Annotated in this window: 16 protein-coding genes and 1 pseudogene; 7 read left to right on the forward strand and 10 right to left on the reverse strand. The window is 33.3% G+C overall.

Features of this window, described 5'->3' with window-relative positions; translation table 11 throughout:
- Window positions 1–274 precede the first annotated feature (274 nt).
- A complete protein-coding gene (locus ACIQ7N_RS18060; RefSeq protein WP_402934595.1) occupies window positions 275–1081 on the reverse strand; it encodes an aminoglycoside adenylyltransferase domain-containing protein in 807 nt (268 codons plus the stop codon).
- A 338-nt stretch (window positions 1082–1419) separates the two neighbouring features.
- On the opposite strand from ACIQ7N_RS18060, the gene ACIQ7N_RS18065 reads away from it, so the two are divergent.
- The 3 genes and pseudogenes from ACIQ7N_RS18065 to ACIQ7N_RS18075 all read left to right on the forward strand — a co-directional run bounded on the left by ACIQ7N_RS18065 (window position 1420) and on the right by ACIQ7N_RS18075 (window position 3555).
- The gene (locus ACIQ7N_RS18065; protein WP_402934598.1) at window positions 1420–2106 is read left to right on the forward strand and encodes a YetF domain-containing protein; all 687 of its coding nucleotides are present in this window, start codon (window positions 1420–1422) and stop codon (window positions 2104–2106) included.
- A 147-nt stretch (window positions 2107–2253) separates the two neighbouring features.
- Window positions 2254–3168, forward strand: coding sequence for a class I SAM-dependent methyltransferase (locus ACIQ7N_RS18070; protein ID WP_402934601.1), 915 nt, complete (start codon window positions 2254–2256; stop codon window positions 3166–3168).
- Window positions 3169–3189: 21 nt separating this feature from the next.
- Window positions 3190–3555, forward strand: a pseudogene (locus tag ACIQ7N_RS18075) (cupin domain-containing protein).
- Window positions 3556–3972: 417 nt separating this feature from the next.
- Here ACIQ7N_RS18075 and ACIQ7N_RS18080 read toward each other — a convergent pair.
- The 5 genes from ACIQ7N_RS18080 to ACIQ7N_RS18100 all read right to left on the reverse strand — a co-directional run bounded on the left by ACIQ7N_RS18080 (window position 3973) and on the right by ACIQ7N_RS18100 (window position 7775).
- The gene (locus ACIQ7N_RS18080; protein WP_402934603.1) at window positions 3973–4326 is read right to left on the reverse strand and encodes a VOC family protein; all 354 of its coding nucleotides are present in this window, start codon (window positions 4324–4326) and stop codon (window positions 3973–3975) included.
- Window positions 4327–4470: 144 nt separating this feature from the next.
- Complete coding sequence (locus ACIQ7N_RS18085; protein ID WP_402934606.1) at window positions 4471–5181, reverse strand: ABC transporter permease; 711 nt, start codon at window positions 5179–5181, stop codon at window positions 4471–4473.
- A gap of 11 nt (window positions 5182–5192) precedes the next feature.
- On the reverse strand, window positions 5193–5888 hold the full coding sequence (locus ACIQ7N_RS18090; RefSeq protein WP_402934609.1) for an ABC transporter ATP-binding protein: 696 nt from the start codon (window positions 5886–5888) through the stop codon (window positions 5193–5195).
- 54 nt (window positions 5889–5942) lie between these two features.
- On the reverse strand, window positions 5943–6500 hold the full coding sequence (locus ACIQ7N_RS18095; protein ID WP_402934612.1) for a PadR family transcriptional regulator: 558 nt from the start codon (window positions 6498–6500) through the stop codon (window positions 5943–5945).
- A gap of 429 nt (window positions 6501–6929) precedes the next feature.
- Entirely contained in the window at window positions 6930–7775 is an 846-nt protein-coding gene (locus tag ACIQ7N_RS18100) for an MBL fold metallo-hydrolase (protein ID WP_402934740.1), read from the reverse strand.
- A gap of 386 nt (window positions 7776–8161) precedes the next feature.
- Here ACIQ7N_RS18100 and ACIQ7N_RS18105 point away from each other — a divergent pair, with 386 nt between their 5' ends.
- Entirely contained in the window at window positions 8162–8935 is a 774-nt protein-coding gene (locus ACIQ7N_RS18105; RefSeq protein WP_402934614.1) for a DUF1266 domain-containing protein, read from the forward strand.
- Window positions 8936–9009: 74 nt separating this feature from the next.
- On the opposite strand, the gene ACIQ7N_RS18110 is transcribed toward ACIQ7N_RS18105, so the two are convergent.
- The gene (locus ACIQ7N_RS18110) at window positions 9010–9768 is read right to left on the reverse strand and encodes a class I SAM-dependent methyltransferase (RefSeq protein ID WP_402934617.1); all 759 of its coding nucleotides are present in this window, start codon (window positions 9766–9768) and stop codon (window positions 9010–9012) included.
- A gap of 391 nt (window positions 9769–10159) precedes the next feature.
- Here ACIQ7N_RS18110 and ACIQ7N_RS18115 point away from each other — a divergent pair, with 391 nt between their 5' ends.
- Together ACIQ7N_RS18115 and ACIQ7N_RS18120 are read left to right on the forward strand one after the other, a co-directional pair.
- Window positions 10160–10732, forward strand: a complete 573-nt coding sequence (locus tag ACIQ7N_RS18115; RefSeq protein ID WP_402934620.1) for a GNAT family N-acetyltransferase — start codon at window positions 10160–10162, stop codon at window positions 10730–10732.
- A gap of 78 nt (window positions 10733–10810) precedes the next feature.
- The gene (locus tag ACIQ7N_RS18120; protein ID WP_402934623.1) at window positions 10811–11245 is read left to right on the forward strand and encodes a ribosomal maturation YjgA family protein; all 435 of its coding nucleotides are present in this window, start codon (window positions 10811–10813) and stop codon (window positions 11243–11245) included.
- Between the two features lie 150 nt (window positions 11246–11395).
- Here ACIQ7N_RS18120 and ACIQ7N_RS18125 read toward each other — a convergent pair whose 3' ends face one another.
- The gene (locus tag ACIQ7N_RS18125; RefSeq protein WP_402934626.1) at window positions 11396–12241 is read right to left on the reverse strand and encodes an alpha/beta fold hydrolase; all 846 of its coding nucleotides are present in this window, start codon (window positions 12239–12241) and stop codon (window positions 11396–11398) included.
- A 322-nt stretch (window positions 12242–12563) separates the two neighbouring features.
- Here ACIQ7N_RS18125 and ACIQ7N_RS18130 point away from each other — a divergent pair, with 322 nt between their 5' ends.
- Window positions 12564–13049, forward strand: a complete 486-nt coding sequence (locus ACIQ7N_RS18130) for a tetratricopeptide repeat protein (RefSeq protein ID WP_402934629.1) — start codon at window positions 12564–12566, stop codon at window positions 13047–13049.
- 669 nt (window positions 13050–13718) lie between these two features.
- On the opposite strand, the gene ACIQ7N_RS18135 is transcribed toward ACIQ7N_RS18130, so the two are convergent.
- Both ACIQ7N_RS18135 and ACIQ7N_RS18140 read right to left on the reverse strand, forming a co-directional pair.
- On the reverse strand, window positions 13719–14738 hold the full coding sequence (locus ACIQ7N_RS18135) for a DUF418 domain-containing protein (RefSeq protein ID WP_402934631.1): 1020 nt from the start codon (window positions 14736–14738) through the stop codon (window positions 13719–13721).
- A 1163-nt stretch (window positions 14739–15901) separates the two neighbouring features.
- Window positions 15902–16765, reverse strand: coding sequence for a hypothetical protein (locus ACIQ7N_RS18140; RefSeq protein WP_402934634.1), 864 nt, complete (start codon window positions 16763–16765; stop codon window positions 15902–15904).
- Window positions 16766–16949 lie beyond the last annotated feature (184 nt).

Below are 16949 nucleotides of genomic sequence, written 5' to 3' on the forward strand. Positions count from 1 at the left end.
TTTTGAGTATGCTTAAAAACAGTTTTTAGATGCTTAGTAGCTTAAGAATTTTCCAATTCTGATGTTTTTTATGGTTGACATATCACCACTGGGCTAAAGCCTAATTGTCATTTAAGACTAATTAATTTTATCATATTTTCCCACAAAAGGTATCATATAGGTAAAATTAACATTTCAAGCTCATCGCAATCATGGCTGATTTTCGTTTTGACTTATTGACATGACATACGTTTTTAAAAATGTCATCGCCAACTTTTGATGCATCCACATTTCATTAATTTTTGACACTATTACATTGCTTCAGTATATAATCCATACATTGAATAGTGTCATCAATGCGTTGTTTTTTCGAATGACAGTAACGAATAGTGGAACCTTCTCGAATACTAATAGCTTCGTTAATAATATTATGAAATTCTTTTGGTAAATGATGTATTGCATATTTACATGCATCTACTTTTGAAACAATATCTTGTTCTTGCAGTGTGTAAAATTGCCGTAAAACCCCTGTTATTGACCACTCTACTTCTAAATCAACTAATTTATTTGGTATTAAAAATGCTTTATATTTTTTAATTTTTTTTAATCTATTCGACCAATAGCTGTTCATATTTCCTAGTACATACTCACCAAGCACGCTCTCATCTACATTAAAGCTGTATGTAGTTACATCCGGTCCTAAAATTGTTATACCTTTATTTTTTAAAATCCACCAAGTAATTGGGTTAATATGATCATTTCCCCAATTTGTCTTGCCTTCGTTGACGTTTAAACAGCCTTTTACTTCACTCTGTTTCTTGCCAATATCCTCAACAAGTAAATAACATCCATCCATCCCTGTATCCTTGTATTGTCGATTTAATTCTTTGTGAAGATCGGCTATTACTTTCGCATCTTCTTCGGTTAAGGATCTATTGACAACTGCAATAAAGTCGATATCACTACAACCGTTTATGTAAGCGTCCAGAGCAATTGAACCGTGTAAATAGAAACCTTCAAGGATATTCGGTAGTTTATTTTGAAATAGGGTTATATATTCATTTAAAATTTTTCGAACTTGCATAGGAACTCTAGAATCCATAAAAACTCTCCTTTTAATCAGATAATACTTATATTACCAAAACAAAAGTATTTTTCCCATTATTGATAATAATAAGTTTATTGCTAAAGATAAGAAATACAATTTGTAGAAATGTATACCTTAATACGTTGATTGGAGACGTGGCGACTCCTTAGGGATTATCTATAGAGGAACGAAGCAAAACGGAAATCAACCTTACTTATGATGAAGATCCAATAATTTATTGATTCTGTTAGATTTTTAATAACTAGAAATTTGAATCCACCTGTGTTGTTGTATTGAGGTATCTTTTAAAATTTCATTGGGTATTCTAGGAATTAGATAAGGAGTGGGAGAATTTGTACACAGGTTATATACAAGTAGTTGTTCAAACAGTTATTACTTTTTTCGTTCTTCTGACACTTACGAGGTTTCTAGGTAAAAAACAACTAAGTCACTTAACCTTCTTTAACTACGTAACTGGTATTACAATTGGTTCCATTGCAGCCAACATGGTAATTTTAAAAACAATTGTATTCACAAAATTTTTAGTAAGCTTAATTGTTTGGTGTGCGCTTACTACTTTAATTAGTTATATCGCACTAAAATCCGGAAAAGCAAGAACATTCCTTGATGGACAACCGACAATCGTTATCAAAAAAGGGAAAATAGATAGAAAAGCTTTAGCAAACACTAAAATAAATATTGATGATCTTACGATGATGATTAGACAATATCAAATTTTTTCAATTACAGAAATTGACTATGCAATATTAGAACCAAATGGCATGCTTAGTATTTTGAAAAAGCCTGAATTTCAAGGCACGCAAAAGTTAGATTTAAAAATCTCTCCTTCACCTCCGATTTTTATCCCCATTGAAGTTATCACAGATGGGAAACTATTGACACAAAATCTACTGGAAGTTGGAAAAAGTAGAGAATGGTTAGACAACGAATTAAAAAAGGAGAATATACAATCAATCGAAGAAGTTTTCTATGCAGAAATTCAACCGAATGGGAAAATATTTATCCAAAAATTTGATTAAGGAAATTTCTAAATCTAATGGCTTCTCGGTACTGAAAACTTGACAAAAAAAGTTATTTATGCAATAATTTACTTTTAAATAATTTTTATGTACAATAGGATTCTCCTGGCCAGGGGAATCCTATTTTTTTTGAAGGAGTGTATTTGCATGAACAAAGGTGAATCTAGTTTAACTTCATTAATATCAGCTTTTAGTAGAGCGTATCATAGTCAATTCGATACCCCTAAAATTTTTGATGACTACCTAGCTCAAGAATTAATCACACAACAAGAGTTCCATGACATTCAAACAAATATGGTTCAAGGTATCCAGTTTTTTAACAAAGAAATCGCAGAAAAACTAAATGGACAAACGGAAGAGCTATTAAAATGGATTGTGCAAACTCAGCTCTCCCCTACACCCTTGGCACGTGCAGCATATTGTGAAAAAGTTTTACTGAATGAAGTTTTGCTAGGTTTACAGCAATACGTCATACTCGGAGCAGGGTTAGATACATTTAGCTTAAGACACCCGAAACTTGAAAACATTTTGGAAATCTTTGAAATTGATCACCCTGCAACACAGGAATTTAAAAAGAAAAGATTAGCTGAAGTTAATTTAAAGCTTCCAAGTAATGTACATTTCGTTTCCATGGATTTCTCAAAAAAGTTTGCATATCAAAATCTATTGGATAGCGGCTTCGGCAATAAAAAAACTTTCTTTAGTCTACTAGGTGTTTCCTATTATTTAACGAAAGATGAAATTTCAAGTTTAATTGATCATTTGTTTGCCAATGTACCAAAAGGAAGTTCGATAGTGTTGGACTATGCAGATGAAAAACTATTTAAAGAACAAGGAATATCAAACCGAGTAGATAACATGGTAAAAATGGCTGCAGCAAGTGGTGAACCGATGAAATCATGTTTTACTTATAAAGAAATGGAAAAAATGTTAGAAAACTCAGGTCTGCTTATTTACGAACATTTATCGCCAGAAACAATTAATGAGCTTTATTTTGACAATCGAAAAGATTATTTAACCGCCTTTGAAACTATTCACTACGTACATGCTGTGAAAAAATAATTTAAAGCTTGGAGGAATCAAATGAAATTTTATCAATTGTCCAAAGAGAATGGCAAAAATATAACAAAATTTAAGTCAAGTTTTATTATGTCTAGAATTATTGAAACTGAAGCATCAGCTAGTATTGGGTGTATGTATTTAGAAGAAAACGGTGTTATTGGCTATCATCAAGCTGTAGTTCCCCAGCTGCTCTTAATTATTGAAGGTGAAGGATTTGTAAGAAATGAACAGGCGCAATACTATCAAGTACAGCCTGGTGATGCAGTTTTTTGAGAAAAGGATGAATGGCATGAAACTAAAACGGATAAAGGATTAACTGGTATTGTGATAGAATCAGAACAATTAAATCCTTCAGCATTTATGCCTATAAAAATGATATTCGCCTGAGGCTTTAACTTCTTTCAGCGGGTATTAGAAACCATCTAATAGAAGTTTTCACTATTTCTCAGGCAATTAACTATGCAAAAATAACATCGTATCATATGTTAGTAATGTAAGATTGGTTTAGTCTTACACCTCCGAAGCTTTGTTACTAAGGGTCACTTATAATAGTAAGTGGCCCTCTATAAATCTTCTGTTCAGGAAATAATGTTTCTATATAGTTTATTGACAAACTCCTAGCGTATTTCTATCTCGATCGGGCAAGATAAAATTTTGTCTCTCCTTCTCGAAATTTCCCCACCTTCAAATAATTGTCTGGGAAATTTAGTGGAAACGGAATAACCTTTTCATATTGGTTTACTCATCGCCCTTGTATTTTTCTTTATAAGTAGGACTCAGCTCACTCCACACATCAAATTTATTTCAATCTAAATCGTAAAAAACAAAATTCCTTCCCGAATGCCCCCTATTTTCAATTTCTCCAACTCTAATTTCTTTATCTTTAAAAATTTTATGAATCATCTCTAATGCACTTAATCCGTCTACCTCAAAGGTAATCGAAAAATGCTCTTTCCAATAGCAATCAATGAAATTTGAGCTTTGGTTGTTCATTGATCTAACAAGAAAAAAGCTTTGATTAGCAAAATTAAGAATAGCCTTATCACTATCTCGGTAACTACATTCAGCTCCCAATTTACCTACATACCACTCACATGACAATTCAACATTGCAGACTGGAATATAAGTAGTTCCTATTCTAATTAACGTTTCACTCATTCCATCGCCCTCTCTAGCGTTTTTACTAAAATATTCTCTTTTGCGCTTTTATATCCTCCTATTCTACCCACAAATGTGGTAAAGGGCGAGGATTTGCAAGTTTATCTACAATCTGAAATGACCATTTGATTTGTACTATAATAATTATTGGTCGCTATATTTGAATGTTTTTACGGAAATGATAAGTGTCACAGCAAGGCATCCAAATAAAAGAAGTAAAGATCCTCCCCATGTACTAAAATTATTTAGAAAAGAGGCTTTAATTCCACTTACAAACCATTCAAATGGATTTATCACACTAATATATTGTATTAGATTTGGCGCTTTTTCCATTGTAAAAAATGCATTACTACAAAGGAGCAGTGGTATCATCAGTACATTTGCAGTCATACTTAATTGTCCCTCATTTTTCACGAGACTTGAAATAAAAAAGCTTAAAAAAACAAAACTTAACGAAGCTATTAGAATAATCGGTGTCATGTATAAGAGGCTATTAAAAGAAAAGTTTAGTTGATTGATAACGATAGCGAATAAAAGCACGATATAGGATAAAATAATCGCTATTATAGCCCAAGCACTAGAAATACTGACAATATATTTCCATAAAGGCATTGGTGTAGCATGAAGTAAATTATAAACGCCTCTTTTTCTTTGCGATAATGCTATAAAAGCAGTGGTCATAAATGAATAGAAAAATACACTAATGGCAATGATTCCTTCTACATAATTTCCCGCATAGCTCGGTAAAAATATCCTTAACGCAATAATTGCCGCAAATGGTATTATTATTGACCAAAAAAGTAAATACATATCCTTTATATTAGATTTCAAATTTAATACGAAAATAGCTCCCATCCTCTCGCTCCTCACTTCGTTAATTCAAAAAATAATTCTTCCAAATTTTGCGTTTGATAGTGCTCCATTAAACCACTTGGTGAGCCATTCGCCATTATTTTCCCACGATGCATAATTAACACTCTGTCAGCTACATTCATTACTTCCAACATATCGTGGGAAGAAAATAACACGGCAACCCTGCTATCTTTTAAGCGTTTAATGATCTGTTGAATTTCTCTTTGACCTCTAGGATCCAATCCAGCAGAAGGTTCATCCAAAATGACTAGTTTGGGATTATGCAAAGTTGTCACGATAATTGCTAGCCGTTTTTGCTGTCCTAATGACAATTTAATAGCAGGCGTTTTTTTAACATGTAATAAATCGAAAGTGGCGAGTTTTTCATCAATTTCATTTTTTGTCAGTGAAATTCCGTAGAATGCCCCAAATAATTTCACATTATCCTCTACAGAATAGCCTTCGAAAAAAGGGGTTGATTGAAGCTGCGTACCTATTTTCTTTTTGTAGTCGGATGTCCAGTATTCAATCGTTCCACTGTCTTGAGGAATAATGCCAAGAAGCATACCAATCGTAGTAGTTTTCCCAGCACCATTTGTACCCACTAAAGCTACTATCTCACCTTCGTTAATGTCAACGGTTATATGATCAACGACACAGTTAGCTTTATAATTTTTCGTTAATTGGCTAGCATGAATGAGCTTCTTCATATTCTCTCTCCTTAGTTAATATTGTATATTCAACGTTGAATATATGGTTATTTTTTAACTCCCTCTTTCGAGAGAGTCACTTTTATTCATAATTTCAATAGCTTGATGTACAAATTTTGATTGTACTTGAACAATTTCAAGCATATTATCAAATGCTAGTTGTGTTAATGCTGGTAGTTTCCCTTGCATAGCAATTAATTTTGCCTCATAACCAGCATTGATCGCCTTTTCTTCTTGTTCCAAAATTATTTTCTGCTTTTCTAATGCATCCACCGCTTTAGCTTTTGGCAGTTTAAATGCAAAGGACACACCAGAATATAAAGTTGTAGGATAAACTACAGAGGATTTTTCAAGAGCCTCGATAATTAATTCTTGCTCATGTGCCCTGCCCTTTTCAGTAATTTGATAAATTGCTTTTTGTCGATGACCTGTGGATTCAATACTAGCCACCTCTATATAACCATCTTTTTCAAGCTTCTTTAAAGCATTATAGATCGAGCCGATTAGCACACCACCCCATCGTTCCGCGTCACTTAATTCAAGCATTACTTTAATATCATAGCCAGTCATTGGTTTTAGCCCTAACATAGCAAGAACTAATAGCCTTGTCATAATAATCACCTTTTTATATTCAACGTTGAATAAATTGAATATAACGATTTTGCATTTTTTTGTCAATAGGCTTTTTATTTATTATTGAAATGTTGTAAAAAACAAAATATATTACAATAAAGTATCTTATGATAAAATATATGATATTGCGCCATCAAGGGGCATGAACCAATTTAGGCTGTAGCAAGTTTATTTGCTACAGCCTTTTCTATTTTAAATAATGATAGATATATCAAGCATGACTGATAAAGACTTATTATTCCTGAAAATAACATTGAGGTGAACAAGAAAAATACGACAATTTAATCAGAAATTTAGTATCAGCTTCACTTCAATTGTTAAACACAATGATCAATTGGAAGTGCCGCTTTTTTCTTATCTAGAACGTTATCTTCATTTTATTTCTACGTCCTACATAGTTTTAATATGTTAATTCAAAAATTTGCTGTGATTAGGTAAAGCAATCTGCTCAAATTCAGTCGTTAACTTATGCAAATTGCTAGCAAGCTCTTCCCCCTTCATCGGTAATCCATGTCCTGTAATAGCAACTGAAGGTTTTAATGCTTCTAATTTTTTAACGGAATCCCAAGCTGCCTGCCAATCCGTCGTGAAATATCGTGGCGGTCCGCTAATTTCCTTTTTTTGTAGCAACACTTTGTAGAGCGATTCTTGTTTAACCGTAACAAATGCATCTCCAGCAATTAACGCTCGATCCTCTTGACGAAATAAAGATATATGCCCTGGCGTATGACCCGGCGTATGAATCCAACGAAAACCATCCATATATGGAATACTTCCATCTGACGGAAGCGCCTCAACATTGTTTCCTAAGTTTATGGCTTCATTCGGGAAAATTGATGATACTTTCGCTATTAAGCCACCATTGACAACAGGATCAGCTTCAGGATAATTTTTCATACCAGTTAAATAAGGTAATTCTAATGTGTGAGCATAAACCGGCATACCCCAATAGTCAATTAGATCAATTATCGCCCCAACATGATCAAAATGTCCGTGCGTTAAAATTATTGCTTTAGGTCGACTATTTGATCCAAATCTCTCCTCGGCTATTGAAATAATTTCCTTTGCACTTTTTGGCATGCCTGCATCAACTAATACGAACTCTTTCTTATGAGGTTCACCGTAGAGTACGATATTAACGATTTGAATCGTATGCTGGTATAAATCAGGCAATACTTCTACACCATCTCCACTCCAAATCGATGTTGCTGGAATATATTTAAAGTCGCTACCATAATTCATATCTTTATGCATGGATAACCCTTCTTTCTTCATCGAAATATAAACAATCATATTTTTCCTTTTTACAGTAAAAATAAAGCAAGAAAAAAATGGATTATACTTATCATTTCCATCTTCACTTGTTAGTGATGTCATTATTTTCACCTCTTCATGAATCAAAATTTCAAATGAACAAACTTCAACATTATGAAACGTTCAGAGCCAACTTCCGCTCCATGTCTCCTTTCTTTAATTCCTTTCTATCACTCATACAAAAACTTACAATCGATGAATAGTAATTAAATAGTCTTATTGTATATCATTTACTTAAGATGTATAATTTTACTATAATTTATTGGAAGTGAGAGATTCTCATTTAAACTGTACAAAATTAAAAAAATGGAGAGGAACGTGATGGTTTGAAGATTTTTCTAATTATTGTAGGAATTATAGTTTTAATTTTCGTGGGTATGTCTATAGCGGTCAATGTATTTAATAAAAAGAATAAAAAACAACGAACAGAAATGGAGATGGCTAACCGTTTACCAAAGGAGAAAGAGCATTTGCTTGCCTACGGCGCCATCCTTGCTCTTTATCGACTTGAGTCGCCACGGACATTGCAGGTGATGGAAAATCCTGAAATTTTGAAAGATGGCCTTTCTGCTGCCTGGGAGGTTAATAATACAGAGGAGGCTGTACAAACCCTGGAATGGCTGCTATCGGAAGGACACCGTACGAAGTTTAATGAGCTGCTTCTGGCATTGAAAACGGGTCAGTCTTTTACAGAGGAAGAAGTGGGGAAATCGCAGGAATGCTATGAATCCGCCCAAGAAGGGATGATGAAAAGGCTTTCCTTTACGAAATCCGATTTTGACCAGGTAAACACTATTGCTGCATGGGATTTTGAACGAGCTATAAATATAGCAAGATGGAGCTACATAGTTGGTTATTTAACAGAAGACCAGGCATGGAACTATATAGAAAGAGCTGCTAACGCCGCCAGCCCTATCTTCCAATCCTGGAATGAATATTTTATTTCATTTGCATTTGGTCGAGCCATTGCTTACGAAGGTAAAATTAACGATATCATTTGGAAAGGAAAAGAACTGCTGGATGATAAAGACTCGATTTGGAATGAATTTAACTTTAAGCGATCAACGGTACAGGAATCTGTAGCATTGGACAAGGTATGAGAAAAAAGAATTGATTAAATCTAAAAACCTGCTAGATATTAGCTACTTTCTGAGCTAAAATCTAGCAGGTAAATTTATTTACGAACAGCTTCAAATGTAATTAATGAATGCTCTTTTGAAGGCTTCTTATTATAAACATATTCAGCCGAGCAAGTAATATTAGAAAAACCTATATTTGTTAATATAAGCTTGAATTCTTCTATTCCGTACCATCTTAATGGGAATCTTTGTAACTCTGAATCAATTAATTTACCATTTCGCCATTTTTCATATTTTAAAACGGTTAGCGTATATTGCTCGATCCAGTTCATTTCAACGGCTTTTCTTTCTATTGCAATTCCGTCCTCTTGCGAAATTTCATAGTAGGATGAAATAATTTCCCCTGTTCGCCAGTCTGTAGGTAAAAGCATGTCAACAATTAGGCGTCCTCCGGGGATCAAATGATTATACATACATAATAATGCATCCATCGCATCTTTGGAATTCTCGATTAAACAGAACGAACCTGTCGGCATAACAATCGCTTCATATTTTGAGTTTAATGAAAAATTGCTTAAGTTACCTTCATATAAATTTGTCTTGAACCCTCTTTCAATACAGTGTTTTCGGCATAAATCTAACATTTCAGGTGAGTAGTCAATTCCTTCAACATCGTATCCATTTTCAAGTAAAGGAATTAAGAAGCGTCCAGAGCCAGCTCCCGCTTCAAGTACTTTTCCTTCTGTTCCTTTTAAGCGTTCAAGATAATATTCAATATCCCCACCAATAGAATATCCAACTGGTTTTGTCAAATCATAAAGTTCTGTACATAAAGGTCCGTAATTACTATACATTTTAATTCCTCCGGTTTCGTGCAGAAGAATCTATTATTCGTACTTCTTCCACACCTTATATTGGTTTGTTGGAAAAATAGAGCTGACTTTCATCATAAATCACTCACTTTCTGTATAATATAGTAAAATTATACAGAACTAAGGGATACCTTTCAATATGTTTTTATTTCAATAATCACCATAATTTGTTGCTGTCGCTTCCCCCATGCTCATCTGTGACGCGAATTCTCAAGGTGTCGCCCAGTCTCCAATCAACTTTACATAAGTCATACATCCCACCATTTAGATGCTTAGATTGATTTATTTAAAGCTCCTTCTAAAAAGAGATTGGTTTCCAATCATTTCTACAATATAATGTACGAAAAAACGTAAAAAATAAGGAGAGTACGCTATGAATATCGAAAAAGTGTTTGCAGAGTTCCCATTATTAAGCTCCGAAAATATTGTGCTAAAGAAAATTGAAGATGCTCATTTACCAGAATTATTTGCAATCTATGATAATGAAAAAGTCTTTGACTATTGTGGGATAATCCCGAAGCATAATATCCAAACAGTACGTAAAATGATTGGACACTTTGACAGGGATTATCAAAAGAAAACGAGAGTTAAATGGGGCATTTTTCAAAAGTCACATAGCGATCAATTAGTGGGCATTATAGAAGCAATGGATTTTAATCAAAAAGTGAATATGGTTACGATTGGTTACTTTTTAGCAGAGAACTATTGGGGTAAGGGCCTTGCGACAGATGCGGTTAAAATAATTGTCAATTTTTTATTTGAGGAAGTGAATATAAATCGCATACAGGCTGAGGTTATGCCATTAAATGAGGCATCTAAAAAGGTGCTCTTGAAAAATGGTTTTTCACAAGAAGGACTTATAAGACAAGCTACATTCTGGTCCGGTAAAGGAGTTGTAGATTTGGAAATATACGGTTTACTTAAAGAAGAATACACGGTGAACTAAATTATTTGTTAATAAAGTACACATCAATCTTTCGGACATTAAATATGCGATAATGAATGAATATCAACAACCGAAAGAGTGATTCTATTGACTAAAGAGCATAAATCTAACAACTTACACTTCCTTAAAATGCAAATAGGTTATTTGATAGCTATTGTGATCACCATCTTTTTAGGTTTAGCATCTAGAAAATGGAGTCTTCTACTTCCGTCATTAGTAGCGCAGAACGCAGGAGACATGCTTTGGGCTATGATGGTCTACTTCGGATTTCGATTGTTGCTAGTGCGTAAGAGTACCCTAACAGCCATTTGGCTCAGTTTTTTGTTTAGCTTCGGCATAGAGTTTAGCCAGTTGTATCGGGGACACTGGATTAATCAGATTCGTGGGAATACGCTCGGGGCTTTAATACTTGGCAAAGGCTTTCTTGTAGCGGATTTGGTTCGATATTCAGTCGGGATTATAATAGCTACTGTATTAGATAAGATGGCACTTACGTTCACTTCTCGTAATTAATAATTATCAAACCGTTTTTTGAAAGTTCCACTAGTCATATTTCATGTAACTAAATTACCCTATAAGAGGGACTTTTTTAGTGCCAATCTTATAGGGTACCTTTTATTTAGTATAGGCTATTCATCAAACTTTAGTTGAAATTATGGCCATTTATTCATTAAGCCAATCAATCAGTTCTCTATCAAAAATAGCCGGTTGTTCAAACATTGGGTTATGGCCACTTTTTTCAAAAATGACCTTCTTTACATTGTCATTTGAATCATCAATGACATCCCAGAGCGAAACAGGAGCGACTAAATAATCATATTTCCCTAACCCTACAAAAATAGGTTTATTTAAGTGAGCCATAGATTGGATTAGATTTTGTTCAGCAAAAGCTACACCCCAAAGGTAATCAATAACTTCCATATTTGTATAGACGCCATCCCACATATAAGCAGCATCCAACGTATAATCATAAAAGCTATGTGCCCCCATGCGAATACACATATGCACAAATCGTCTTTCAGGATCATTGTGAATATCCTTCTCTAAAAAAGCAATATCATGCTCGAATTGCTTTGTACGTTCAGCACTAGCAGTCTCATTAAAAAATGAAAAACTTTGCTGCTGTCTCTCTTGACTGTTTGTCGGTGCTGAATTTAGTAAAATGACCTTCTGAACATACTGAGGATATTTTACGGCATATGCCAAAGCCATAAATGCGTGCCCAGAATGTCCTAATATGATGAAATCATCAAGCTTTAGCCATTGTCTTGCTGTTTCGATATCCTCAACAATTTTATCTATAGTATAATCTTCTTGCTTTAAAGAACGTGGAGGCTTCACAAAACCTCTATGATCTAAGAAGATAAATTGAAAATGTCTATATAAATTTTCCGAGAACAAGCGCGGATAATATATACTGCTACCCACCACCAATATCGGCTTACCTTGTCCCTTCACACAATATTTTAAATCAAATCCTTCACTAAAGATGCTTTGATAATTATTCATTATAATCGTCCTCTTTTCTTTTTATATCGAAGAGCTTCACATTGTACTCTTCTTACTATCACTCCCTTTCTTTTTAACATTCCCGTGTTTTCTCCATAGAACGATCAAGCATTCTTATTCACCCCATTATTATTATTAATTAAAAAACAAACGTTGAGCCACTTCGTTGTTGTCGATTTCGTACAGATATATTTATCTATTTAATATGCCTGATAATATAGAAAAGTGAAATTTTTAATACTTGAACCAAGTATACATTATGAATTCAAAAGTTTAAAATTATTAAATATTAGAAAAAATAGAAAGATAGGGGATACAAAAAATGGATAAGCGAGTACAACAAGTCATTACATTAAGAGAGAATGGTCGATTGGAAGAAGCAAATCAATTAATGGTTGCTTTAGTTAAAGACGAGCCTGAAAATGGATATTACCAATTTCAATGTGCATGGACATATGATTCACTAGGAAAAGAACAAGAGGCCGTCCCTCACTATGAAAAAGCGATTCAATTAGGGCTTAAACCCGAATTTTTAGTAGATGCTTATTTAGGATTAGGTAGTACCTATCGTGCATTAGGGCAATATGAACAGTCAAAACGTATACTAGAACAGGCCTTAAGTGAGTTTCCAGAAGCCGAACATTTAAAGATTTTCTATGCGATGACACTTTATAATCTTAGCGAGCATTCAAAGGCTATGGAAACTTTATTAAACATAGTAATTCAAACTACTAATCATAAAGGTATAAAAAAATATAGCAAGGCCATTAAATTTTACAGCGATAAGCTAGATCAAACTTGGGAATAACACGATAAAAGATCAGGCTCCTAGTCGAACCTGATCTTTTCATATTACTAAAAATACCTATACCCCTGTTAAAGTAAATTACTTTGAGTACGCGATAAATTCAGGATTCTACTTGATAAGATAGTGAAAAATAAGGTTTGCATTGAAACCCCTTATAGCTATTTAACTTTGAACATTTCAATTTGATAAATTCTGTGGTAAAATAAGAACGTGCATTCCCTCTCTCTTAATTTTCTTAACGGGAATATTTTGTTATGATAATAAATTGGGTGCGAGAATATATGTTGTATTTATAATATATAATGTCGGATAATCTGTTGTTTTTTACAGAGATGAAAAACAAATTAATCCGCGATTGATTGAAGTGAAGACCTAGCTACTTCTTTTGCCTTAACGTCATAGATGATACTCTAGAGCGAGTTAAGACACGTGGTCTTATCGACCGCCCCCAGGACAGCGCTCAATAATAGAAATCAGCCCTAGTTCTTGTTTTAAAAATAACTATAGTAAAATTATTGATCAAAACATGTTCTTTTTTGAATATGATAGATAACTTCTTAAAGCTTGTTTATTCTTGAAATCCTTTTCGCACAAATCCCCCCCGTTAGCTGTAGCAGTTGGCCTGTCTCCTTAGAATGCATTTTACTTCTAAATAAAGTGATTAAACATTTAAACACTTTCTAAATTGTTTCTTACAGATCTCTTCCTATTGGGAATTTTACTCCAATATGTAAAATATCTTAATAACCATTCAACTGGTCCCATTTTAAAACACTTTAACCAAACAATACTAAAAGTAATTAAAATAGCGTGGATTATAAAGCACACAATTAATGAATTAATAGGTGTAAAACCAATTATGATACTAAACACAATTAGTAAAGCACTTTGTGCAAGATAATTTGTTAAAGACATTTGTCCATAGAACTTTAATGGAGTTAATATCATTTTTACCTTGTCCCATTGTAAAATAATAAGAAGACTGCTAGCAATTATAGAAGCAACCGTATAACTTTCGAGTATTTCAGCTCCTACATTAGGAATCTCAATTAACTTCCTTGCATAAAATAAAGATACATAAGTACAAATATTAGCGATTAAAAAAATCGAAATATACTTTAATTTTCCATAGACATTTTCAAAAAATTTAAATTGTCCCATCGTATAGCCTAGCATCACCAGTGCAAACCATTGACTTATGTAGGATAGAGTGTATAGCCATACTATAAACTCACCATAATATGGTTGACAAAGAGCTGTAACTATAGATAAGGCCATTAGTGTAACCGTTACTATTAAGTTGGTCCATTTATTTCTTTTGAAAAATATTACAATTAACAGGCCGAGTACAGCATAAACCATTAATACATCTTGAATTCCCGGCGGTGCATAAAATGTATGGATAAGTCCTAATACAAATAAAAAAAAGATTCTGCGTAAAAACAAAGGGTATCTATTGTTTACTTTTTGTTTAGATTGATTCATAAAAAGATAGCAACCAGATCCAAATAAAAAGAATAAAATAGGGTAAAATTTTCTATTAAATATTGAATATAGTGCACCGTGTAACTCGCTATCAGAAAAATAACCTAACATCTGGTAACTATTTACAATAAGTATTCCCAGCAAAGCAAATCCTCGTAAGTAATCCATAATATCTATTCGTGTATACGAATTTAGTTTATTCATTTTAATTCTCCTAATATAATTATATTTATAGTATTAAAAATCCCCAAAATTAATTGTGTGCATCACACCTTCGCAATTTTCATTTAACCGATTGTATTGAGGCTTCCATCTCCCCCATTAAATCAATAAGTACTAATTTAATTAACTCACACTTTTCCATTTTTTCTCCTTAGGAACTTAATAAAAGTTCAATATCCATTTGATTTTTTGGATTTTCTTAATTTTTGTAATCTACAAGTATCTCTATTAAATCTGTAGATAATAAACCATAATTAGATTTTTTATTTAAACCATAATTACAAAATATAGTAATCAACATTCCTCCCAACCAATAAGGTTTGCTAGTAGAAAACTCATTGGTTTTATTATTACCTTAAGGATATATTTTTTCTTTGTTCAAATGAATAACTGTCCTCTTACAATTGGAAATATAATCTTACTAAATTGTAACGATAGGAAAAGCTACATCTCGAATTAAACTATGGAAATTATTTGAATATCGAATAGAATCCACTAAATCTTTATATAATTTTTCTCATGCAATCCTTGGATCTCTTCTAAAACTAAAACGGAAACGCATTAGTATTACTACTTCAAGAAATTGTATTATATCCAATAGCTGTTACTTTCATGAAAAAGGCAGTAGTAACAAGGATCTGTACCTTGTTACTACTGCCTTTCTGTTATGTAGAATCAAAATATATAAACATGTAGAAAACTTGTATAGTTTTGCACGGGACTACTATAACCTTAAAAACGATGCTATTGCTTCCCAATTTATTTATTCCAAGCTAACATCTGCTACACGGTACTGCTCTTACATACACACTCGTACTACATAATAACTCTTCATGCTTTACATATGTTAGATTATCTTAACGCTTCCAGATGTTGCAAAATTCTAACTTACTCATACAATATCCATTACAGAAACCGCGCTAGGCATTTAAATCATTTTCCCTGCATGTAATGATCTTTTACAAATTGTTCTCTCTCATAGGCAATTCCTAACAACTTGAAAAGCGCCTGTGTCGATTCAACTCAGGCGCTTAACGTGACTAAAAAAGTTTTAATACAAAACATCCGTTTGGCGATTCTATCTAAACCAAATGTCTTTATTACCATACTCATAACTAAAACAGATATCCTATGAAGGAACCTCGCTAATGGTAAAAAGCTGCAGTCATTTCAAGTGCTTTAATTGGCTCTTTAATTGAATCAAGCGTATAAACAAGTTTTTCGTCTTGCCAAACAATCAAACTCCCTGATTTATATACATCTAAGCGTGCAAAACCGTTTTGTTTTGGAATTGGTAGCATATGTGTTTCTAGAAATTGGACTGCCTGTTTTGCAAGTTTCACACCTGCTTCTGGATTGTCTGTTCGTGTATGTGTTTCAATTGCCCATCTACCCTCATTCCAACCAGTCCATAAAGAACCAGCTCCTGCATCCTGATAACCTTTAATATTATAGCCAAGATCAACCTCTTGACCCCCATTTTGACTAAAGTTCACAAAAGCAATTTGCTCATTTGCTTCTTTAGCATTCTGATATTGCTTTACTACTAGTCTTGCAATTACAGTAGCTGTTTTTGAATTTTTAAGCTTCGGATCATTAATTGGCAAATACTTTTTACTTTCAAAAAATAGTATTTCAACTTGGTTAGCTTCGGCCTTCGTTGTTGCAGTTAAAAATGTACCATCTGATATCGGAAGCCCTTTTGGTAAAGTTATAGATAAATTAGTTTTAAGCTGGCTCTTAATATTTTTTAGTACACCAGCCTGTGTAAGAGATACTTCTATGTTTCCCTTATTTGTTTTGGACGGTTCCTGTTTTTCGTTTGATTGATGCTCTTCTTGTGACTTGTTTGGTTCGTTATATTCTTGCTCCTCTTGTGGCTTGCCCGGCACGTTAGATTGTTGTTCCTCTTGTGGCTTGCTCGGCACATGAGGTGTTTCTTCTTTATCAGAGCATGCACTTATTATACTGAAACTTAAAAGCATGGGGATAAAAAGTATTTTTTTCATGGCATTTGCCCCCTAATTTCTTGTCATTAATCAACTGAAACTTTTTATTATTTGACTTCATTGATTTCATTCGTCAAATCATTAAACTTTTGACTGGCGTAGCATATGCCTTTCTTTGCCGTATTAAGTGAACAACAAATTACTGCTGTTGTTACACCTCTAATGGAATTAGATTCCTCGTTTA

The organism is Lysinibacillus sp. NPDC095746, from assembly GCF_044763535.1.
GTDB lineage: Bacteria > Bacillota > Bacilli > Bacillales_A > Planococcaceae > Lysinibacillus.